Consider the following 23,209-nt stretch of genomic DNA (forward strand, 5'->3'; position numbering starts at 1 on the left):
TTTTTGATTTGTTGCTCCGCTACGGCTTTTTAAATGTGCTATCAGCTAGTTTGAGTTCAATTCGCCGCCCAAACTAATTTGCCCGGTAATCTAATCTCCGCCTTGATTCCATGTTGGATATTGTCAGTAATATTATGAAGTATCGTTCACTAATTGGCGCACTTGCCTTGCGTGATTTGCAAAGCAGATACGTTGGGACTATGGGTGGGGCATTATGGTCTATCATCCAGCCAGCCTCTACGGTGGCGGTGTTTTATTTTGTGTTCTCGGTAGGTTTTAAAGCGGCCGCGCCCGCCGGTTCGCCTTTCATTATGTGGTTTATCACCGGACTGATGGTTTGGTTTTATTTCAATGAAACTTTGATCACCATTACCGGATCGGTGACCGGTAACGCTCATCTGATTAAGAAAACCGTTTTTCCGACCGAAATACTCCCCTTCGTATTCATCACGGCAGGTATTGTGCCGCATATGATCTTCATGATCTTTGTGATAGGAATGCAAGTTTGGTATGACATTGCATTTTCGCCGGTGCGTTTGTTGGTGGTCTATTTCATGCTGTGCAACGCCACATTGCTACTCGGTCTGGGTTGGTTGTTTTCCGCGCTACAAGTGTTTTACCGGGACATAGCGCAAGCCCTATCCGTGATATTGAATGTTCTGTTTTGGTTAACGCCGATTGTGTGGTCAATGGAACTGTTGCCGGAAAATTATCGCCATCTATTATCTTATAATCCAATTTACTATATTGTTGAAGGGTATCGTGGCTTACTTATATTTCCGGAGCCGAAATTACCAAATTTAGCTGATACTGCTTTTTTTTGGATTGTGACAATTTCGATTCTATTTTTCGGTGCTTATATTTTTCGGCGGCTTAAGCCTGAGTTTGCCGATATGCTTTGAAAATAATGGAGCATAATGTGATTAATAAGCGTTATTTAACTGAAATGGAGGGGGCTTAATGGAGTCGTTGCCTGCAATATCAGTTTGCAACGTTAGTAAGAAATTCAGATTGTTTTCTTCTCCGAAGCAACGGTTAATTGAGGCTATTCATCCATTCCGTAAGCAATACCACAAAGAGTTTTGGGCGCTGAGGAATATTAGTTTCGATGTGCATCGCGGGGAAATCTTCGGTATTTTGGGGCGTAACGGTTCAGGCAAGTCGACGTTATTGCAAATCATCTGCGCAGTGATGCAGGCTACCGGAGGAGAGGTTAAGTCGAGCGGCAGAATTTCCGCATTACTGGAGTTAGGAGCTGGTTTCAATCCCGAATTCACCGGGCGTGAAAATGTCATTTTAAATGGTGCCATTCAAGGTTTTTCGAAACAGGAAATGCAAGAGCGTATCGACGATATCGAAGCATTTGCCGACATCGGCGAATTCTTTGATCAACCGGTTAAGCTTTATTCTTCTGGAATGTTTGTCCGGGTTGCATTTGCGGCCGCGATTCATATAGACCCCGAAATCCTTGTCGTCGACGAGGCGCTGAGCGTTGGTGATTCCAAATTCCAACACCGTTGTTTCCAACGCATCCGAAACTTCATGGAGCAAGGCAAGACTATTTTGGTTGTCTCGCACAGTACGGACACCCTGTTAAGGATTTGCAACCGTGGCGTCGTTTTGGATCGGGGAGAGTTGGTACACATCGGCCCGATCGCTGGTGCTGTCAATCACTACCAAAAGTTGTTGTTCGGAGAGGCTCAAAACATATCTAAGAACAACGGTAAGCGAAAGAAGGAAATGGTCAAGGGAATGTCGGAGATGCCCAAAAAGGAAAGGGCGGACAAAACCGATAAAATCCCCTTAAAACCTACCTATAACCGCCACGAAACCCGAATGGGCTCGGGTAAGGCCCGGATTGTCGATTTCGATCTGGTGGTCGATGGTGAATTGAATCCTCCCGAGATTGCCTCGCATGCCAATTGCGAGTTGATTGTCAAATTAGTCGGCAACGAGTTCGTGCAACTCTCGGTTGGTTTTGCCATCGTCTCGCTAGAAGGCACTTATGTTTTTGGCACTAACCTGGCAATGATGGGACATCCTCCCGCTCAAATCGAAGCTGACGGCTATGCGGTGTTAAGATTCCATTGGCAAGCGCATCTTACCGGGGGCGAATATTTTCTCAATCTCGGTTGTAACGAATTTGTCGATGGGCAAGATAGTTTTGTCGATGTGCGACGCTCAGTGGCACGATTGAAATTTTCGGATACACCGCAATCGGTAGGTTTTGTTGACCTTCAGGTCGTGCCTGAATTAGTGGCTGTAGAGATTCCGGATGAGCAGGTAGTTTAATGATAGCTCCACGACCGTTGGTGGTAGGTTATCCCCGTAGCGGTTTCTCTTTACTCATCAGTGTGATTGCTGAACTTGTCGGTCCGGCACGGGATAGACGTACGCTTAGCATCAAAGCGCTGTGCGACACTGCCGGATTCCAGATTTCCCGGCGAATAGAAGATGTGTTCATGCGCCGCGGTCTGTCGCACGATCTCATTTACAATTACAACTTTCGACAATTGGCCGGAGGACCTAAATGGTTGGCCGGTTCCGAGTTTCGCGATGCTCGATTTCGAAAATATATCGGCCTGCGTGGTGGCGGGGATTTCACACTAATTACTTCTCATCCCCGAGAGATTCTCAATTATTACGAGGTTGTCCATTCGCATGTTGGGCCGGCGGCTTGGTTGAGCGCGCTTGATGTCCCGAAGGGCTTGCGTTTTGCATCAATGCGTCATCCCGCGGGAACGCTAACATCTGCCTGTTTTTCGATCAATGCGCTGGCCAGTGAATATATCCAACGTTTTGTTCCCTGTCAGGAGGATAACGACTTTCTAAGACAACGCCTTGCTCTTTACAAGCTTAGCGATCTTAACTTTTTCGAAGCGCTACTGCCGCCTTTTAAGGCTTACCTTGAAGAATTCACACAGCAAGATCACCAATACTATTTGATGCGCTGGGAAGACTTGATTGATAGTCCGGTCAAGACCATTCTCGGTATTGCAGATGAATTGGGTTGCGGCACAAGCGTACCTCAGGCGCAAGCCTTATGGGCAAAACTCGACCATGTGAATCTAACCGGCGCCCACAAGCACAATCTACGTCGGGGGCATGGCATCGTTGAGGGTTGGAAGGGCTGGATAACCAATACTCATCTCGATATTTTGCGCGACCACGGGATCGAAAAGTATGCGGTTCGCTACGGTTACGGCCCCATGTCGCCTTTAGACGAAAGTGCGTATACGCCATTTCAGCAAATGCTCGAAGACTATATTCGACGGGGCGAGGTATTTCGTGATTACGGTGACGAAGATTTGTTTGGATTTGCTTTCAACAAGTCCAATATCGATTTTTCTCGTTTTGGTTTTCGCCAATATCCTTGGCGAACCCATACGTCCATAGAGCGGTCCTCGTGCCGCGACGAAAGCTTGGTCATGGAAGTGTCGGATGTGGCGGAGGAGGCGTGCGGCATTTTCAATGAAGCAGCCTCAATCTGGATCGACGCGGTGCATAATGACGATTTAGATTCGGCCATGATAGATTCGATAACGCCAGTCGTATCAAGACTTTACGATAATGATGCGGAGCTGGCCTCGTTTGTATCCGCTATGACCGCTGCGGTCAATGCTGGCCAGTGCTCCTACGCCGGTAAGAAGGAGAAATACTCTGAGCCTCTGTTGCTGGATAGCGTGGGAACGACAAATATCGTACTTTTTCAAGGCAAGTATTATGCGGTTCCACAGGCGCTGGGGCCTGTCGATTTTAGCCTGCCGAACCTCTCCGGCATTGCTTTTACGGGAATTGCAGATTCTTTTTCCGAACTCATTTTGATGGTGAATAAATGAAAGGAAACAGCAGCGAACTTAGATTTCTCGAGCCGACTGCGCGAGCCTTTGCAGAAGCCTTGCGCGACAATCCGCCATTAAACGGGCCTGTTTATCTTGTGGGTCACGGCGAGCTTGCGGATACCATCGTGCGGGATGCTGCTAACGAAGGCGTATCGGTTATTGCGCACGCGGATATTCCGCCAATGGAAGTTCTAAAACAAGCTCGCGTGTTGTTGTTTACGGAAACTCGCGGCGAGCAACTTGGGGATCTGTTGTTGGCATGTTTGGATCTGCAACAGGTACGGATTTTTGCGCCGAAAAGTGATTGGCACATGAGTCGCAAACCCTTGTTTATAGTTTCTATCCCCAAGGCCGGAACGCATTTGGCCTACGAGTTTGCTCGAGCGTTGGGATATGCCGCTGGTATTCAAATACCTGATTTTCCCAAGCCAGGCACTTGGTATTGTATCGAATACAGTAACTCACATACGGTTGCTCGCGATTTCTTTATCGACTCGGTGCGCCGAGCGCCATTTGGCAATCGGCACCATCCGGTTACTCAATCCCCTGTGCTCTTTGTTTACCGGCACCCGTTGGATATTCTGGTCTCTGAGGCGCATTACTACCATCGCGAAGGTAAAACGGTTTTCGCAGGCTATTTTTCCGGTGAGGATTTTGAACATCGGGTGCGCCAATTGGTAGACGACGAATGGTTGTTGGGTTCCTTACGGCAGCGTGTGGGAGGTTTTTTGCCATGGCTGAATTTTCCGAATGTCATCCCGGTCGCTTTCGAGGAACTGGTGGGGGGAGCCGGCGGCGGTTCGGCGCGCGCTCAACTTAAATCGATTTGGGCCATACAGTTAAAACTTCAGGCGGACGGTATTACCAAAGACATTGCTGCTCAGGTCTTCAATCAGAATTCGGCGACCTTTCGTGAAGGTCGTATAGGTGGCTATCTTTCGCAATTGCCTTCAAATCTGATCGACGAATTGGCTGATCGATGTGCTGATGTTCTTTCCGGCTTCGGCTACACGGTAAGGGGTGATTCTTTGATTCCTAGCCGGGTGGCTGAATTTCAGTCGCGTCCGTTGCGGTATTCGGCCAAAGACTTCAACGAGATGCCTTTGACCGTGGAACAAGACTTCATGGGCTGCAATCTTGTCCGCTATGCCCGCCGTTTTTATGCCGTCCCTCTTTCGGCGGGTGTTATTGCTCTGGATGAATGCGCGCCCCAGCAGCTTGCGCGCTTGCCTTCGGCAACGACGCTTGCCGAATTAAAGTCCGTATTGTTGATTGGCCGTAAGGCTTATGATCGGCAATTGGCACAGCTTAACCAAACGGGGCTTGAGTTGCATTCCAACACGGCGAACAACGTTTCCCTGGCCTACTGGATGGAATCCGAAGAGCCTTGTCTCTTTGATGCTTACAAAGGCTTTAATTTGGTGGCCTGGAAGGGACGTTATTTCGCTTTGCGTCAGTCTGTTGGCACGATCAATTTAGCGCAAAATTTACAGACCTTGCTGACCCTTTACACGCCGGACGCTATTCTAATGGCAAGGGATGTCGACACTCTGATGGATGATATAGATGGTATCTCGACGGCCGTTCGCCTGACGAATAATCTCAACGGAAATATCGCCGGTTTGCAAGCTCAGCTCGACGACTGTGCGCGTTCGATCCAAACGCAATCGGAACAGTTACAGTTGCAGAATGTTTATGATATGGCCCGTTTATACGGGGAAAAAATCGAAGGTTCTCTACAGGCTTTGAGTCTGCAGATTGAAGACTCCGTGGTCAAAGGTTTGCAACATACGCTAACTAGCATCATTCAACAGCATGTTTATGATATGTCCCGTTTATACGGAGAAAAAATCGAAGGTTCTCTACAGGGATTGAGCCTGCAAATTGAGGACTCCGTGGTCAAAAGTTTGCAGAATACGTTAACTAGCATTATTCAACAGCACGCAGGCTTGCAAGGTGAACTACACAAACAAGAAGAACGAATTATGGACTTGAATAATAAGCTCAACATTCGTAATGCGAGTTTCCTATCGCGTCTGTTTCGGAGAAAACCTTGATGAGCGAACAGATACTGAATGTCGCAATTCCCTGGAGCCTGACACACTATATTCCGCTGAATGGCTTTCATCCCCTCTACCGGGCGTTGTTCGAAGAGAAGCCCGACTGGTTGAATATCGCGGCATGGGATAACATCGAGTTATCGCAATCTTTGCGCGGCGACGAGGCGTTCAGAGAATCCTTACTCGCCGAAGTTGCGAAAGAGGCCGTCAAGTTGGAAAACGTTTCCTTATCGCCTATCGAGAAGGATTACTTTGCACATTATTGGTCTGCCAATCAGGCATTAACCCGTTTATTGCCCGGTGAGATTGAAGTTCATCACACTGCACCGTTTCCGAGTCTGTGTCGCCCTTTTGTATTTCACTGCGAATCGTTCGCGCCGGTTTTTTTTCCATTCGCGCATCAAGGAACCGGTAGCATGGAATCGCAAGAACAGGTACGAGCGCATTACAAGCGAATATTTGAAAATCCGATGTGTCTTGGAGTTTTTTCCCATTTACCTGAGACGATCACGGATTTGAGCCGTTTTTTTGCGTCGCCTATCATCGATGCCAAGCTTCATTTGTCGCGCATTGGTTTAATGGAGGGGGCGGAAGAAAATAAACAATTATCCAAAGGACCTCTATCGTCAACCAGATTCCTGTTTGTCAATTCGGCCAATCAGAACCCTGCAAATTTTTTCTTGCGCGGCGGGCATATTGTCTTGCGTTTTTGGCAAGCCTTTTGTCGCGATCCGGAGAATAAACGATTGTTTATGCGTTGCGGACGCCCCTCGGATGCAATGTTGCGACAATATGGTGTTGATTTAGATTGGTTGGGCTGTCACGAAGGTCATAGCATTATATGGATTGAGGATTATCTGACAGCGCATGAGCTGGAGAAGCTAATGTGCGCCGCGCATTTTCTGCTGCTTCCGAGCGCTTCCTTGCATTCGGTTTCGATCATGCAGGCTATGGACGCGGGCGCTGTGCCGGTTGTCTCCGATACCATTGGGACCAGCCGCTATGTCGTGGATGGGAGGGATGGAATAGTTTTATCTGGGGTATTTGACAATAATTGGCGACGGGATCCTGAATGCGGAGTAATGATTGATCAATATGCTCGAAATCCAGATTTGGAAGACGCCCTTGTTGAACAACTCTTAAGGCGCATAACAGAACTGTTCCAAAATCCAAAAAAATACGCAGAATTGTCTGCCAACGTGTGCAGAAAAGCTCGTATGGAGTTTTCAGGGCGCCTATTCAGCGAAGCTTTTTGGTCTGACGTATATGGTTTATATCAGGATTTTCTTAAAGATAATCTTGTGTCGAATGGGGCAACAGATTTATTGCCAGCGAAGCATCATCTTTTAATTGACGACAGCGATTGGGGCAGGGTTTTCACGAGTCCGCCGCAACCGGTAGCGAGATTGCATACCGGTCAAGGATGTGTCACCGAAATGGGAGGGTGTTTTATTGCCTCTCCTGGCGATCAAGCGGTGGGGTTGCATGACTGGTCTCCAATCACTGAGTATGTCGAGCAGTCATTGCCCATCCCTCTCGCGTTTTCAACGGAAATAAAAGGGCTAGGCGGATGTTATCTCAGAGTCCCAATCACGGAGGCCGAGCGCCGAAATACAAAACGGTTTATTGAAGTCGTAGCCAACAAATTAATGCCTTTTCCCCTTGTTTACGCGCTCTCATCCAAATTTCTTAAGTTGTTAAGGCGTTTATATCGAGCATGGAGGCAATTCTTTGGCGAAATAGTTGCGGAGCAAAAAATAGCCCAGCCGGAAGCCAATATTGAACTTGTTGCACAAGATATGAATGGGCTGAATATTATACGTTGCAATCATCAGTTTTATGCCATCTCCAAGAATGGAGGAGAATTCAACAAGCAGCGCGCAGATGCTGGAGATTACGAAGTTTGCATTAAAGGAACAAGTCTTAAGGATATTCTGCGTAAAGTTGAAGAGTTATCGACTGTATCGCAAGAAAGCATTGAGTTGGTTGAAGAGGGGGTTTGCGGCTTCAATTTGATCCGTGTTGGAAATTCTTTTTTTGCAATCATGCAAGCCGAAGGGGCATTTGATATGAATCGTGTAAACACAAACGGCTATAGCCAGCTCTATACCGGCGACTCGCTTGAGGATGTAAGAATGGCTGTAGAGCGCAGTTTGTCATGACCGGGCATTCCAAGAGTCGGTCGATTCACCTTTGGTTATATAACCATCCTTTACAAGGCGTAACTGATCAGATCGAGTTCTTTTTTCTGATAATGCAGCAACATGGTTATTCCGTGACTATGGGGCGCACCCCAAAGGATAGTGCGCTAAATGTAGTCATCGAGAATTTTTCGGAAATGACCAGCAGGACACTCATTGATTATTGCGAACGCACTGGCAAGCGAGTGGCGGTTATTATGACCGAGCACCTTGATCTGGTTGGAAACGAATTGTTCATCCATGGCGACCGATTATGGAGCAATAATGACTACATGCATCCTGCAACTCAGGTGGCGAGAATCAAGAATCTCATGGATTGCGTACCTTATTTTCGGGCTATTTTTGTGTTGGGGGACCTGCCTGAGTTAGTAGGGTCTGAGAGAATGTTTCCCGGCCTTACAGTCAGAACGCTTCCGTTTCCCGAATTAGTGCGTGTTGATTTGACGGGTCAAAACCCGACGCATGAAGTCGTTTTTTCCGGCGCACTTACTGCGTTTCGGGATCAAACGCTAAGGGCGATTGCCGAACGTTTTGTGTTAGCGCAAACCTCGAACTTTTTACCGAGAAAGGGGCGTGACCGACTTAATGAATCCGCGCGCATCGTGTTGAATATTCCCCAGCGACCCAATTGGCGTTGGCTTTCACTGATGCGTATCATTGCCGCGTTGCGTTGCGGCCGAGCAACGGTTTCGATTGGAACGCAAGACCGATCCTGCATTGCTGAATGCTGTATTCAATTGCATGAAACTGGCTGGGAAGATGAATTAAGGCGGGTGGTGAATAATTGGCCCCAGGCCTATCAAGATTGTTTGACGCAATATGAAGGCATGCGGCAATCTTTTCTCGCAAAGCATCGGTTTCCACATGATTTGATAGAGTATTGGAGTTTATTGGAGCGCTTGGACACCTGATTAATGGGCATGAACTATTTATACAAAAGATAAATATTGATGGATTATAAGATGGCGCATCAGCTTCCTAAAAAGTGATATTTTTCTTGCCGGCAGACGTTTCAAGGGAGTTCTGAAATAACTAAAGTCTCGTGGCGCTATTTATTCCGTTAAGGAACCTCTGATTAATTGCACACCAGGGATATAATTTGGCATTCATCTGGTTTTCGCGACGACGCGCATGGACCCTTAACGATAACTCAGTTTTGCCGATGCCGAATACGCTAACAGAGGCAAAGTCACCCGGCACGAGAAGTTTCTCGGTTAGCTCGAAGCTTTATTGCCGTGGGCTGTCATGCTAGCGAAGATCGAACCGGATTACGCTTCAGGTAAAGGACGTGGGCGCAAACCGTTTCCGTTGAATACCATGTTGCATGTTCACGTCGCACAGATTCTCTATAACTACTCCGATCCGGGCATACCCATGGGGAACAAGTGGAAGAGGCGCTGTATGAGATTGAATCGCTGCGGCGTTTTTGCGGTATCCGCCTGGAAGCCGTGCTGGATGAAAGCATGATTTTGCAGTTCCGGCACCGACCTCGACTAGAAATCAGGACAAAGCGCACGATCCCGAGATGCATGCCTGCAAGAAAGGCATTCAATGGTTAAATTCCACATTGGTGTCGATAGCGAATCCGGCTTGGTGCATACCCTCAAAGTCACCTCGGGCAACGTCCGCGACATCGCGGAAGCAGCCTCGTTGTTGCACGGCGAGGAACAGTTCGTCCACGGCGATGCGGGGTATCAGGCCCGTTTGGCCTTTCTGGTAGCGATTGCCAATGTCCGCGTGGGGATGCCTACTAACGTCGTAGCCTGATTGCGTCTGCAATTGCCAAATAAGGCGCATTGCTAGCACAAATCGGACTGTTTTAGATCAATCATCAGTCAGTTTTTGAGTTTTGATCGGCTATTGAAACTGATGTATTTCAAAACAGCTATTATTCAGAGGTTCCATAAGGAAAATGCAGAAGTGTGGAGCGTTAAAAAATTAAAACGCCAACATTGGTTCGGTATTTAAAGTTAGAAATTATTTCTAATTGCGGCAATGTTGGTTTTTTGACTTTGCGAGGGCTTAAATTTGAATAGTTCGCTTTTGCACACTGCGGGCGCGCAAAATAGCACTTATTACAAAGAAATTGATGGTATCCGTGCCATCGCAGTCATATTAGTTGTTTTATTTCATCTTGAGATCGCTGGCTTTAAGGGCGGTTTTGTCGGTGTTGATATATTTTTTGTAATAAGTGGCTACCTAATAACCGGATTGTTGTTGGATGAGTTGTATCAGTCCCGTGTAAAAAATATTGACTATGGGTTGTTTTTGATTAGACGAACTAAACGCATATTTCCGGCGTTGGCGTTTACTCTTTTTTTATCATTTTTTATAGCGGAGATATCGTTTAGACCGGACGATTTTGAACATCTTGGCGGTTCTATTTTTTATGCTTTTGTCGGATTGTCAAATATATTATTTTGGAGTCAATCTGGCTATTTCGACAAAGCGGCTTATCTAAAGCCCGCGTTGCATACTTGGTCTCTTAGCGTCGAGCTACAGTTTTACTTGATTTGGCCGATAATTGTTTTATTTTTGTTTCGCAGAGTCCCAAGAGCGCATTTAACTCAAGCATTTTTTTTGATTTCCGCTTTCAGTGTTTTGTTAAATATCGCTTATGTCAATAATCTTTTTGAAATTCAAAATAAACTCGGATTATATTTGTCCATTTCGTTTTCCAACGTTGAATCCTCGGCATTTTTTCTTATGCCATTTCGTATATTTGAATTTTCACTAGGAGCAGCTCTATTAGGTGTTGAACACAGTCAAAATCGTTCTGATTGGGTAAAAGAGGCTGCTGTATTTATTGGATTTTTAACAATTATGTATGCGGTTACGCAGCATAAAGATGAGCATGCTTATACTTGCACTTTTGCGCTACTCCCGTGTTTTGGAGTCGCATTAATAATATATGGCGCAAAAACATCTAGACTTTTCGGTGCGCTTTTGAGGCATCCGTTAGTTTCTGGCTTGGGTCTAATCAGTTATTCAGTATACCTTATTCACTGGCCGACGATTGTATTTTATAAATATATAAAACCGGAGTCATGGAGCTTTCTTGATAAGGTCGCTGTATTGATTTTATCGATAGCTATCGCCGCTTTACTATACAAATTTATTGAAACGCCTTTTAGAAGGATCGATTTTCAAAGCACTTCCTCCGGGCGACGTAAATTCTGGTTTGCTGTTTCATTGTCTTTAGTAATTGTTGGAGCTCCAGCATTGCATGTTTACTCTCATGGTGGTTGGCGATGGCGTTTCCCTAAAAATGTCTCGTACTTATTATCAGGAACAAAAGATTCGTTAAGTACCTTGAAACCTCGGGCGCCAGGTTGCTCGTTCACAAATTTTAAAAACTTTGATCAAGCAGAATGTATTCGGCCTGTTAATGGTAAGATCAATATATTGCTGATGGGAGATTCTGTAGCAAGTTATAGTTGGATGGGGTTGAATGAGAATTTGCCTAGAGAGCGATTTAATCTTCTTCAAGCAACACCGTCAAATTGTAGGCCTGGTGTTAATTGGGGAATGGATTACTGCCTTCAATCTAATCAATTTATGTTTGACTTTATTGAAAAAAACGCTATCGATTTGACGATATTTGCGTCGCTTGGCCCGGATTATAATAATTTCCGGGAAACTATTAGATACATGAAAGCAATTGGTAAGCCAGTTTTAGTAGTTGGGCAGCCATTTATATTTAAAGAGAAGCTAATTGATATAGTTGCTCGAGAGGCAAATGAGAAGTCCACCGAGTATGAGATTCAGTCTATTGCGCGAGACGGATTACTTTCTAATACTGTCGATTTGCGCCGGGCAATTCAAAAAATTGCAAATGAAGAAAATGTTGACTACTTCGATATTCAAGAACAGTTATGTGATGTTGTCGATGATTTATCTACTTGCAGCTTTATTATCGGAAATAGCTTGATTACAGCTGACAATAATCATTTAACGCCAGCTGCGTCAACTAAAATCTTTAAAAAGCTTGGAGGGATCATTCGTGCAAAATACCAAAATTTGAATGTGTTTTGAGTTTGACTGTAATAGAACGCTCATATGGTAATGAATTGAGTATGAATTCATTTAAGCCGCTAGTTTTAGGTGCTCCGCGTAGCGGTTTTGCCTTGCTTGCTAGCGTCGTTATTCATTTCTTGCCGCTACTTGATGCTATGCCTGCCAGCGCCAAAGAAGCGTGTGTGGACTTGGGTTATCCGGGCGTCGAGGTACCCGGGGTCACGATTTACAAAGCCCGGCAAAAACACGGCGCGTGGATACTCGACGACTCAAACGTGCCCTGAAACGCCGCAACGCCATCGAACCGATCATCGGCCACCTACAGAACGACGGACTATTGGGACGCAACAACCTGAAAGGCGAAATGGGCGATGCGTTGCATGCCATCCTGTGCGGTGCAGGCCACAACATCCGTTTGATCCTCAGGCGGTTGAGGATTTTTTGGCGTCATTTTGGGCAGTCGCTGTTTCGGCTATGGGGCGCATTTTCATCAGAGCAATTTTTACCGTTCGTGTGAGGACGGCCCTCCCTGAAAAATTTTGGCTTTTTCAGGGAGGGCTATTTAATTCGTAACATTGAATTCACTGTATATTAATCAATGGCTTACGCATCGATTTTTCTTGATAAACTGCATTAATCAGAGGTTCCCTAGAGTGGCTATTAATATTCCGGTTAGTTATTGCTGGGCTTTTATGATGTAAGTCGATATTATATTGAGTTATAGATTTAAAAATAATTTGACGGCGTGTTCTTGCTGGATTTTTATTAAAGGCTAAGAAAAGAACAGAGCAGCAAGCTGCATTTATAATGTGGCTGTTTATTTGAAGAATAAAATGGATAATTCGAAATTAAAATTTATAACAACGCTTTTTATTCCTGTAAAAAATGAAATAGATGCATTGAAAGTTATAATGCCGCGGATAGACAAAAGTTGGTGCGACGAGATATTGATTCTTGATGGTGGTTCTGATGATGGCTCAAAAGAATACCTTGTTTCTAAAGGATATAATGTGGTTCACCAAAAATCAAAAGGAGTTAAAGCGGCTTTTTGGGAAGCGTTTGAATTGGCTAGAGGTGATGTCATTATTCCGTTTTCGCCGGACGGTAACTCCATTCCAGAAGATATTCCAAGGCTAATTGAAAAGATAATCGCCGGTTATGATATAGTTGTAGCATCGAGATACAAAGGTGATGCAATTTCGGAAGATGATGATTTCGTATCGGGAATTGCTAATAAATTTTTTACCAGTCTTATTAATATACTTTTCTCAACAAAATACACAGATGGGCTCGTGATGTACAAAGCATTCAAAAAGTCTCATCTATACACATTGGAAATAGATAAATTCAAGAGTGATTTTTCGGAAATAATGTTATTAACCCGTGGTGCTAGGTACGGTTTGAAGATAACGGAAATTTCTTCTTCTGAGCCCCCTAGAATAGGCGTGCAAGGAAGTCGGGCCCATCCCGGGGTGCTAGGAAAATATAAGAGCGCTCTTGTTTTATTAAAATCCATATTGCGAGATGCGTTGTTTTATCATCCTAGTCTGAATAGATAACAAAACATACCGTAAAGAAACAGGTTGTATTATTCTAAGGAGCCTCTGATTAATTCAGTTTTTCAAGAAAAATCAATGTGCAAGCCATTAGATTTAATTGGCGCAGAAATTCATGTTAACGAATTAATCAGAGGTTCCCTAACAGGCTGTTGAAATTTAAAATTCCTCTCCACTTTTGTCCCTAAAAACGCATTTCTGACAAAATTGAAATTTGTAAGTCATTGATTGTTCGTTGCGACCAAATGACTTATCACAGCAAATTGGAGAATTTTGAGGAATTTTTTCCACCGATTTTCTTTTTTCAACAACCTGCTAATGCAACAGGCTAACGAGTAAAATTCATCCGGTTTTGCATTGGCTGCTCTTTAGTTCATCCATGATTTGAGTGTCGTATTCAATTTTCTTGTTTCTGGCGTACTTTTTTATATTGCCTATCAGGGAAATCAAATAATAAAAAGGAAAAAGTTTGACGATCATCGCTTCGGTTGTCGTCATGCCGCGGGATTGGGGTGTTGATCAGGCGCGGTATTTGGGTGAGGCGTTGAGCAATGGGATAGCGTTGTTCGCCAGTTTATCGGCCATTTTTACCAATGTTTAAACGCCGTATCGGCCAGTGCCGCTAGTAGTTAAAATCTATGAGAAAATCCACTTATAAACGATCAGGCTACGTGCTTGAAAACTCGCGCCAAGAAGAGAATGCAGAAAAACCAACTGAACGCGGATTTGGAATAACTTTTTCTGTCGTATTTTTAATGATAGCCTTTATAAGGCTATATCGAGTCCGTGACTTTTATGATTATTGGTGGCTGACGGGGCTATCCCTTGCCGCCATTTTTCTGTTCCTGGCTTATTTTTGGATGGCGCCACTACGTCCTCTTAATAATCTTTGGTACCGTCTGGGTCTCGTTTTATCTTATTTAATTAATCCCGTCATAATGGGAGCCGTTTTCTTATTGACTATTCTGCCTGTTGGGCTATTAATGCGCCTCCTCAGAAGAGATTTACTCAAGCTGAGATTTGATCGCAAAGCGCCAACATATTGGCAAAATCGACCGCTTATTGTGGTTAAACAAGAAAATATGAACAATCAATTCTAATGTGGAATTAGTAATGCTGAATATCTTACGAGAACTTTGGGTCTTCCTCTCCATGCGAAAGAAATATTGGCTATTACCGATCATATTCGTACTAGCCTTGGTCGGCGGTCTGGTCGTTTTAAGCCAAGGCTCCGCGATCGCGCCATTTATCTACGCCATATTTTGAAGTTTGCCGAAGAAAGCGTGAACATATTAGGTATCTCGGCGTTTTATCACGATAGCGCGGCCTGTGTGATTGTAGACGGTCAGATAATCGCCGCGGCGCAAGAAGAGCGATTTACCCGCAAAAAACATGATGCAGCTTTTCCTAAAAATGCAATTGAATATTGCCTGAACGCGGCCGGTAAAAATCTGGATCAAATTGAGTATGTTGTATTTTACGACAAGTCTTTTTTAAAATTCGAACGACTTCTTGAAACCTATATTGCTTTTGCTCCACGTGGTTTTCAATCATTTTTAACGGCAATGCCGATTTGGCTCAAAGAAAAGCTGTTTCAAAAGCTATTACTGCGGGATGAGTTGAAAAACCTGGGTGCGGATTCGAATATAGAAAGTCGTTTGCTATTCGCCGAACATCACCAAAGCCACGCCGCCTCCGCTTTTTTTGCCTCACCATACGAGGAAGCCGTTGTATTAACTATGGATGGCGTCGGCGAATGGACAACGACTTCAGTAGCAATCGGATGCGGCAACCGTTTAGAGGCAGTGAAGGAAATTCATTTCCCTCATTCGATTGGCCTTTTATATTCGGCATTTACCTATTATCTTGGCTTTAAAGTCAACTCTGGCGAATACAAGGTAATGGGACTGGCGCCCTACGGCGAAACAAAATATGTCGACGTTATCCTGAGTAAACTCCTTGATCTAAAAGCCGACGGGAGTTTTCGGCTGGATATGCAATATTTTGATTATTGCACTGGCCTCAAGATGACCAACAAAAAGTTCGACGCGCTTTTTGGCGATCCGCCGCGAAAGCCCGAGCAGCCTTTGACCCAGAAGCACATGGATATTGCCGCATCTATTCAATGGGTTACGGAAGAAATAGTGCTTCGCTTGACGCGAGCCCTATTCAATGAAACCGGCCGTAAAAATCTTTGCCTTGCCGGCGGCGTCGCGCTTAATTGTGTGGCTAACGGCAGAATCTTGCGCGATGGTAAATTCGAAAACATTTGGATTCAACCGGCCGCGGGTGACGCCGGAGGTGCGGTTGGCGCCGCGTTGGCTGCTTATTACACGCATTGCGACAAACCGCGCCGGACAAATGGAAAAGATGCAATGTCCGGCACTTATCTGGGGCCGAGTTACAATAATGGGGAGATTGAACAACAGCTCTCCAGCGCCGGCGCGCGCTTCGAAAGGCTAAGCGACGCCGATTTGATTACGGCCACCGTAGATGCTTTGGTAGCGGGAAAAGCCGTTGGATGGTTTCAGGGGCGCATGGAATTTGGCCCTCGAGCGCTGGGGGCTCGCTCCATCCTTGGCGATCCGCGTAATCCGGCGATGCAGAAAACATTAAACCTAAAAGTAAAGTATCGCGAAAGCTTTCGTCCTTTTGCGCCGGCAATATTGCGTGAGGATATGGCTGAGTGGTTTGAACTCGATTGCGACAGCCCATATATGCTTTTCGTCGCCAATGTAGCCAAAGACAAGCGAACGGAAGTAACGGAACAGGAATCGGCGCTGTTCGGGATCGATAAACTAAATATACCGCGCTCCGAAATACCCGCAGTGACCCATGTAGACTATTCCGCAAGAATCCAATCCGTAGATCGCGAAACCAATCCGAGGTTTCATGAACTCCTCTCCGCATTCAAAGCCCGCACTGGATGCCCTGTACTCATTAACACCAGCTTCAACATTCGAGGGGAACCCATCGTTTGCAGCCCGAAGGATGCGTTTCGTTGTTTCATGGGCTCCGAGATCGAATTACTGGTCATTGAGAACTACATTCTCTACAAAGAAAAACAGGATAACCGTCTGAAAACAAATTACAGCACCACTCTTGAGCCGGATTAACCACGGCTTGATTATTAGAAAACCAACGCATTACTTGAATAGCAACTGATTTTTGAATTAAAAACTGCCAATGAAAACAAGTCTCTCCTCCTTGTCTTGTTTGAGAAATAGATTTTCCCAATACACACCAGTTGACCAGCCGCCAAAAATAACGACGGCACTCCAAAGTCAAGTGATTGGAATTTCATAGATCAAACTTTCGCTAAGGTTGCCATGCCACAAACTAATAAAAAATTCCTATCGATAATTTTGCTCTGCCTGTCGTCGGCAATTGCTCTCGGTCTCGCAGAAGGCCTCCTGCGCATAAAAAACAGTTCAATGACCAACTACGATATCGAGATGTGGCGCTACGGCAAGGAACTAAAAACCCGCCGCCCTGAGCCTATGCTTGACTTCGATCATGTCAGGTCAAAATCGGCGATATTGCAGAATGTCGAAATTCGCCTCAACGAGCATGGGTTGCGCGGTGCCCCGCTTTCTGCTTTGCCGCCTGGCGGACGAAGAATCCTCTTTCTCGGTGCCTCCATCACATTTGGCTGGGGAGTTTCTGAACAGGACACCCTTGAAGCCAGACTTGAGACGGCGTTAAGCGCTATCGACAAACAGCCCGTACAGGTGCTTAACGCCGGCGTCGGCAACTACAACACAGAGCGCTACGTTTCCCGTTTTTTTGATGAGCTTACCGGCCTGCATCCGACCGATATCGTCGTGCATTATTGTCTGCGCGACGCTGAAGACCTGCCTGCTGGCGGAGATAATTTGTTGTTACGTCACAGTCAACTGGCGGTGATCTTATGGGGCGTCTATCACCGGTTCTTCGATAAGAAAGGAGAACAATCAATGGTGCAGTACTATCGCGACGTCTATCAGCCAGAGGCGCCCGGCATGCTCAAAATGAAAGAAAAGCTCAGACAACTTTCGGAGTATGCCAAAGCGAATAATATTCGGATATATCTGGCCATGACGCCCATCACATACAACTTAGTTGACTACAAATTCGGGTTTGTCCATGACATCATGAAGCAAGTATCGGCTGAGTATGGATACACTTATTGCGACCAGCTGCCCACAATGAAAGGTGTGTCTCCGAAAGACATCTGGGCGATGCCTACCGATCCGCACCCTAACGCACTCGGCCACCGATTAATGGCCGAGGCGATCCTGCCCATGCTTTCCCAATCAGGTAACGCCTCTGTCAATAATTAAACAGGACAAGGAATGCTATTTAGTTCGCCGATATTTTTTGTATTTTTTTCCGTTTACTTCCTGCTCCACTTCATCATTCCCAAGCAATTTAGAATTTACCTGATCATTCTTGGCAGTACGATTTTTTATGGATGGTGGCGAATCGAATACATATGGCTGCCTTACTTATTGACGGCAATCGCCTACCTCGGCGTCATTTGGATGAATGGCGCGGTCAATCCAGTCGCACGCAAACGCCGGACGGTTGCGTGCGTCATCGGTTTATTTTTGCCGCTGGTTTTCTACAAGTACACGGATTTTTTCTTTAGGGAACTGATCGGACCGTTCGTTGGTATGCAAGACAATTTGCTCAATATGCCGCTGCCGCTTGGTTTGTCTTTCGTCACGTTTACCCTCACGGCCTATGTCATCGATATCTACAAAGGCAAGTTTCCGGCAACGTCATCCGCATCGGCAGTGCTCGCCTATGTCTTATTCTTTCCGCATCTAATCGCCGGGCCGATTCTGCGCCCTGCTGAATTGCTGCCGCAACTCGAACGGCAGCGCATGGCGACACTACGCCGGTTTACCGTGCCGCTGGCGATTTTTTCGCTTGGCTTGGTCAAAAAGCTGGTATTTGCGGATCAGGTCGGTTTTGCGGTTAATGATGTTTATAACCAAAACGGGACGCTTGGGGCTCTGGACGCGCTGTTGGCAATTTACGGTTTCTCGGTTCAAATTTATTGCGACTTCAGTGGGTATACCGACATGGCGATTGGACTTGCGCTCGCGATCGGAATCCGTCTACCTAATAACTTCCGTCGGCCTTACGCCGCGCGTTCGCTTAGCGACTTATGGGGCCGGTGGCATATTACGCTGTCATTTTGGTTTCGTGACTATCTTTTCCAGCCGCTCGGCGGCTACCGGCGCGGACGGTTCAAGGCCGTCCGTAATATATTGATCACCATGCTATTAAGCGGTTTATGGCATGGTGCGAATTGGACCTTTTTGATTTGGGGCTTGCTGCACGGCATCGGTATATCGGTTAATTATTTGTTGCGGCCCGTCTTACGCAGATTGCCATCCGGCAAAATGCCCGATTGGATTGGGGTGTTGCTGACATTTCATTTTTTCGCTTTTGCAGCGGTCTTCTTTCGTAGCCCGACTATTGCAAAAGCGCTAGACATCTGGGCGGCCCCCTTTATCGGTGGTTGGGGCGGGATTGATTCGTTCGCCAACAATAATGTTTTTCCGTTGTTGTTGATCTTAGTGTTCTTCGCGCTACACCGGTTTGACGACATCAGGCGGATCAAAATTGTGGTTCATTACGCTCAGTCTGAATTTATATGGATTGCGCTGGCTTTCTGTTGGCTTGTGGCGATCACAATAAGTCAAGGAAATACTGCGGCTTTTATCTATTTCGATTTCTGACGAATTGCACGAAACAAGGCTTACCCATAAGCCGCCTACGACCCAAAACCGGGTATTCAGCACAGAGACTGGAAACTCCGAATCAACCGATAAGTTTGAGGATGTTGCTTATAGGCATGATTGGAGTCAAGCCCTTTAAAGAACGATAACAAACCTTACAAGAGAACGTGTTGATGGCGGTGAAATTCGACAGAATATCCAATTTGATCATTGTCCTTGTGACTCTTATAGTTACGAGTTATTTAATAGAAATATGTAGTCAGCTCATCATAAAAAAACTACCGGCATATGATTCCCGGTGGGTTTTCAGGGCAAAAAAACCACCGGCATATTCTGATTCGCCTTACTTTAGCGCGGAATTCATGCATGAATCCTCTAACGGAGAAAAAGGAAAATTTGATGATAAAGTCCGTAGATTAGTAAATTTTGAAGGTAAGTATATCAATGTGATTGACGGGCATCGCCGGACGGCGTTTGTCCCGGAAGACGCGAAAAATACTGTATACATTTATGGCGCGTCCACAATATATTCTCAGGAAGTACCGGACGAATACACTATCCCGAGCATAGTGCAGCGCAAGATCAACGAAATTACGACTCAATATAAAGTCGTGAATTACGGTGTCTCATCCATGAACTCCGAGCAGCAACTTTTTTTCTTACACGAAACAACGCTAAAAGAAGGTGATATTGTAATATTTTTCGATGGTGGCTGCGATATTATATATAAAGTATACAACGATTATGAATATGGTCTCAATATAAACACTCTACGGAATTCAGAAAAACCCGGTGTCCTTGAATCACGAATATTGCCGGTTTTAGAGAAATTAAAATTAATACACTTTGCCGAACTTCTCAAATATATCAAACAGCAGTCACCCCCTCTACATACGCGCAATGCCGAAGAGGTAAACGCAAGGGCGATTAAGGCGAGCGAGAATTTTGCCAATAATATTCGCTTAGCGCATCAATACAGCAAAGCGTCGGGCGCTGATTTTTATCATTTTCTTCAACCGTCCATCTTTTCTCTTAAATCTCGCACTAAACACGAGCAATTGCTTATTGATAACTTCTTGTTGACCCCTCCAGGAATGGAGTTTGTGTATACGCATAGCATTGACAAGTTTGCTAACCAGAATGACGCATTGAATGCCGACGGAATTATATCGGTAGATTTGAGAAGTGTTCTTGATAATAAACAAGGCGAGGTGTTTCTGGATTTCGCCCATACGACCGAACGCGCAAATGAAATTATTGCTACAGCTATTTTTTCAATGGTCAGGTGGAAACGGTAGTAAGGCATGACTGAAACTGCTCCTAAATATGTTACAGGCAACTACTTCCCTTCTGACCTAGTCATCATTCTGAGTCTGCATGCCTGTCTATTCTGGACTCTTGCAGCAGCCAATCTGCCATTGGCCCACGACACGATGATTAACTTCCAGATGTTTGGCACGGTCTATCGCGAATTTTTACTCTCGGATGAGTTTCCACTTTGGTTACCATTTACCAGTCAGGGTGTCACGGCGGATTTTGCCTATGCATTCACGTTCACGCCGGCCTTTTATGCTGCCGTTTTTTTGGGAAAACTCTTTTCCGTCACTGACACGCTATTACTGTTTCGGTTCGGACTTTATCTCGAAGAAACTTTGCTGATCTATGGCCTCTACCAGCTGTCCTCACTTTTCCATAGGCACCGCATCAGCCCTATCATCATTGGCATCACTGGTGTGCTGTCGGTTTCTTGGGGGACGCAGATTCATTGGAACTTCCACCTGATTTATCTGTATCCATTGTTGTTGTATCACACCGCCCGGTATCTACGTGGTGAAGGCTTGGAACATTTAGCGTTCGCGCTGATTGTGATGACTCTAGGCGGGCTTTTTTATACGCAGATATTCATTGCGGCCACGCTGGGCGCATTCGTCTGTATCTGGCTGCTTCTATTCCGGCCTCAAATGCCGTCACTTCTACGCTTCGCGATTCCGAATCCAGGAGGGCAGGTAATCGTCTGCGTAGCGCTGGTCATCGCTTTTATGAACGTTCAATTTGCCCGGCATGTAATCGACGGCATGCAAAGCTTCACTTCCCTGCGGCAGGCCAACGGGTCTGTCGGGCTGGATATCTTCTTGACTTATGGGGGATATGTATCACCCGTGAAATTTATGGAGTTCATCTATGCGGCACCGGTTCGTTTTGCTTTTGTTGCCTACAGCGGTCTCTTCACCATACTGTTCGTGACGTTTGCCCTGATACACGCAAGGACAAAGGCCTTTGGGGTGTTCGTGCTTTTAGTGGGGTTGGTGCTGCTATTTTCTCTGGGGGCTTCTGGGGGGGTGGCGGAAATTGCCTATAGGTTTTTCCCCACGATGGATAAATTTCGCCACATCGGATTTGTCACGCCGGTCGCGAAGATTCTGCTTATCGTTGCTTCGGGATTTGGTATTGATCATTATCTGGAAAATAGGTCCGCACGTGGCCGTAACACATTGTTCCTTACCTCGCTCACTATTGCATTGGGTGCGGTTTTTGTCATGGTCGATGCTGAGCATGGATGGCAGTATGCCTACGCAAGCGATTCCAGCCTGGATATACCTTTCGCCTTTCATTATTGGCAGTGGGCTATCGTTGTATTATTTGTCCTGGTGGCATTTGGGCTTGGGACTAAGCTAGTTACGCGCGACATACTGGGTCCCGGTCTTCTGGTTTGCGTTTTGCTGGAAATGATGAGTTATAAGTTCATGCTGGAGTGGCGCGCCCCGGCCATGACGCTAAATTGGTTCAGGCACTGGCAGTCTCTCCGTCACGCCTACGATGTGCGTCCCTTGCTTTATAGCTCGATGCGCCGAAGAGAAATCGAGCAGGACATCATTCACCAGTTATCCCTGATGGAGGTATGGGGGGCCCGCAACAGCTTGGGATACGGAAGCTTGTCGCTCGATCTGTGTTTTCCGGTTCACCGCGTGGATATGATAAGTACGCCATTTGATTCGCTTATTCGGACACGTCTTGCCGTAACGGACGGGCAGTCTCCGCAGGAATATTTCACACTTGGAAGCGTCGTTAACGATACTGCGCTAATGGCTGCAATTGGCTGTGAAACGCCAAAACTCTATTTAGCTCGTACGCCGGTTCTCACAGATAACGACGCCCAGGTGAGACATATCATCAATACTGCGGCGACTCTGTACGAAACGCCGGTCGTTCAGACTAGTCATCCAGGTTGGTCCGACGCGATGCCAACTTCATCATCGGCCATTTCTGCGGACGTAATTACAATTCGCCGTTTCAGTGCCAACCAACTGATAGCCAATATTGAGATACCTGTTGGTTCAAACAGATTCCTGATTTATTTGGATAGCCTACATCCAGGCTGGCAAGCCCAGATCGATGGTCATCCCGCGCCAATTCTTCCGGCCAATATTGCCTTTAAGGCCTTAGAATTGACTCCCGGGTACCATGAGGTGACATTCCGCTTTACCGGAGGCTCCCGATGGACCGCTGCGACGATTTGGATCAATTATCTTTTAACGATTGTTCTACTCTTGACGATTGTAGGCGTCTACGGAAGGTATATGTTGTCAAGGATATCCTCGCTTTTCTTGCGGCCTAATTCAGTCCGTAGCCACAATCCCGAGGGTGCCTCGAAAAAGCCTTCGCAATAAGAGTATCGAAACTGTCGAAACCGATTGCAATCCAACAGGTTGCGTTCCATCAACGGCTTCGCAAAGGCAGGTAGAGTTTTTACAATCTCTCGGTTTTTGATTTGTCCATATTTGACGTTGGGGGATCGATCTG

General features: G+C 45.9%; 19 protein-coding genes and 1 pseudogene. All 20 read left to right on the top strand.

What is annotated here, in order from left to right; genetic code table 11:
- Positions 1 to 110: 110 nt before the first annotated feature.
- Positions 111 to 902, top strand: coding sequence for an ABC transporter permease (locus QLH52_RS01510; protein ID WP_205453118.1), 792 nt, complete (start codon positions 111 to 113; stop codon positions 900 to 902).
- Between the two features lie 58 nt (positions 903 to 960).
- A complete protein-coding gene (locus tag QLH52_RS01515; protein ID WP_033155987.1) occupies positions 961 to 2,292 on the top strand; it encodes an ABC transporter ATP-binding protein in 1,332 nt (443 codons plus the stop codon).
- Complete coding sequence (locus QLH52_RS01520; protein WP_319960327.1) at positions 2,292 to 3,839, top strand: hypothetical protein; 1,548 nt, start codon at positions 2,292 to 2,294, stop codon at positions 3,837 to 3,839. The genes QLH52_RS01515 and QLH52_RS01520 overlap by 1 nt, the downstream gene beginning before the upstream one ends.
- The gene (locus QLH52_RS01525; protein ID WP_319960328.1) at positions 3,836 to 5,899 is read left to right on the top strand and encodes a hypothetical protein; all 2,064 of its coding nucleotides are present in this window, start codon (positions 3,836 to 3,838) and stop codon (positions 5,897 to 5,899) included. The genes QLH52_RS01520 and QLH52_RS01525 overlap by 4 nt, the downstream gene beginning before the upstream one ends.
- Positions 5,899 to 8,064 (top strand): glycosyltransferase family protein, encoded by a 2,166-nt coding sequence (locus QLH52_RS01530; RefSeq protein WP_319960329.1) that lies wholly within the window; start codon positions 5,899 to 5,901, stop codon positions 8,062 to 8,064. The genes QLH52_RS01525 and QLH52_RS01530 overlap by 1 nt, the downstream gene beginning before the upstream one ends.
- Positions 8,061 to 9,014: a hypothetical protein gene (locus tag QLH52_RS01535; protein WP_033155991.1), complete on the top strand. Its 954-nt coding sequence runs from the start codon at positions 8,061 to 8,063 to the stop codon at positions 9,012 to 9,014. The genes QLH52_RS01530 and QLH52_RS01535 overlap by 4 nt, the downstream gene beginning before the upstream one ends.
- A 319-nt stretch (positions 9,015 to 9,333) precedes the next feature.
- Complete coding sequence (locus QLH52_RS24700; protein WP_482194182.1) at positions 9,334 to 9,570, top strand: transposase; 237 nt, start codon at positions 9,334 to 9,336, stop codon at positions 9,568 to 9,570.
- A complete protein-coding gene (locus QLH52_RS24570) occupies positions 9,489 to 9,662 on the top strand; it encodes a transposase (RefSeq protein ID WP_425256853.1) in 174 nt (57 codons plus the stop codon). The genes QLH52_RS24700 and QLH52_RS24570 overlap by 82 nt, the downstream gene beginning before the upstream one ends.
- Positions 9,655 to 9,870, top strand: coding sequence for a transposase (locus QLH52_RS01540; protein ID WP_425256855.1), 216 nt, complete (start codon positions 9,655 to 9,657; stop codon positions 9,868 to 9,870). Before QLH52_RS24570 ends, QLH52_RS01540 begins: the two co-directional genes overlap by 8 nt.
- A gap of 261 nt (positions 9,871 to 10,131) precedes the next feature.
- Complete coding sequence (locus tag QLH52_RS01545) at positions 10,132 to 12,138, top strand: acyltransferase family protein (protein ID WP_319960330.1); 2,007 nt, start codon at positions 10,132 to 10,134, stop codon at positions 12,136 to 12,138.
- Between the two features lie 152 nt (positions 12,139 to 12,290).
- Positions 12,291 to 12,637 (top strand): annotated as a pseudogene (locus QLH52_RS01550) (IS5-like element IS1478 family transposase); the annotation flags it as partial.
- Positions 12,638 to 12,953: 316 nt separating this feature from the next.
- Positions 12,954 to 13,679, top strand: coding sequence for a glycosyltransferase family 2 protein (locus tag QLH52_RS01555; RefSeq protein WP_319960331.1), 726 nt, complete (start codon positions 12,954 to 12,956; stop codon positions 13,677 to 13,679).
- A 466-nt stretch (positions 13,680 to 14,145) separates the two neighbouring features.
- Positions 14,146 to 14,277 carry a hypothetical protein gene (locus QLH52_RS01560; RefSeq protein ID WP_319960332.1) on the top strand — a complete coding sequence of 44 codons (132 nt, stop codon included), beginning with the start codon at positions 14,146 to 14,148 and terminating at the stop codon, positions 14,275 to 14,277.
- 37 nt (positions 14,278 to 14,314) lie between these two features.
- Entirely contained in the window at positions 14,315 to 14,776 is a 462-nt protein-coding gene (locus QLH52_RS01565; RefSeq protein ID WP_319960333.1) for a hypothetical protein, read from the top strand.
- 52 nt (positions 14,777 to 14,828) lie between these two features.
- The gene (locus QLH52_RS01570; RefSeq protein ID WP_230410266.1) at positions 14,829 to 14,942 is read left to right on the top strand and encodes a DUF5989 family protein; all 114 of its coding nucleotides are present in this window, start codon (positions 14,829 to 14,831) and stop codon (positions 14,940 to 14,942) included.
- 17 nt (positions 14,943 to 14,959) lie between these two features.
- Positions 14,960 to 16,792 carry a carbamoyltransferase family protein gene (locus QLH52_RS01575; protein ID WP_319960504.1) on the top strand — a complete coding sequence of 611 codons (1,833 nt, stop codon included), beginning with the start codon at positions 14,960 to 14,962 and terminating at the stop codon, positions 16,790 to 16,792.
- A gap of 213 nt (positions 16,793 to 17,005) precedes the next feature.
- Positions 17,006 to 17,998, top strand: a complete 993-nt coding sequence (locus QLH52_RS01580; protein ID WP_319960334.1) for an SGNH/GDSL hydrolase family protein — start codon at positions 17,006 to 17,008, stop codon at positions 17,996 to 17,998.
- A gap of 12 nt (positions 17,999 to 18,010) precedes the next feature.
- On the top strand, positions 18,011 to 19,408 hold the full coding sequence (locus QLH52_RS01585; RefSeq protein WP_319960335.1) for an MBOAT family O-acyltransferase: 1,398 nt from the start codon (positions 18,011 to 18,013) through the stop codon (positions 19,406 to 19,408).
- Between the two features lie 173 nt (positions 19,409 to 19,581).
- On the top strand, positions 19,582 to 20,706 hold the full coding sequence (locus QLH52_RS01590; RefSeq protein ID WP_033155996.1) for a hypothetical protein: 1,125 nt from the start codon (positions 19,582 to 19,584) through the stop codon (positions 20,704 to 20,706).
- A 6-nt stretch (positions 20,707 to 20,712) separates the two neighbouring features.
- Positions 20,713 to 23,076, top strand: coding sequence for a hypothetical protein (locus QLH52_RS01595; RefSeq protein ID WP_319960336.1), 2,364 nt, complete (start codon positions 20,713 to 20,715; stop codon positions 23,074 to 23,076).
- Positions 23,077 to 23,209: the final 133 nt, after the last annotated feature.

It is taken from the genome of Methylomonas defluvii, from assembly GCF_033949435.1.
Lineage (GTDB): Bacteria > Pseudomonadota > Gammaproteobacteria > Methylococcales > Methylomonadaceae > Methylomonas > Methylomonas defluvii.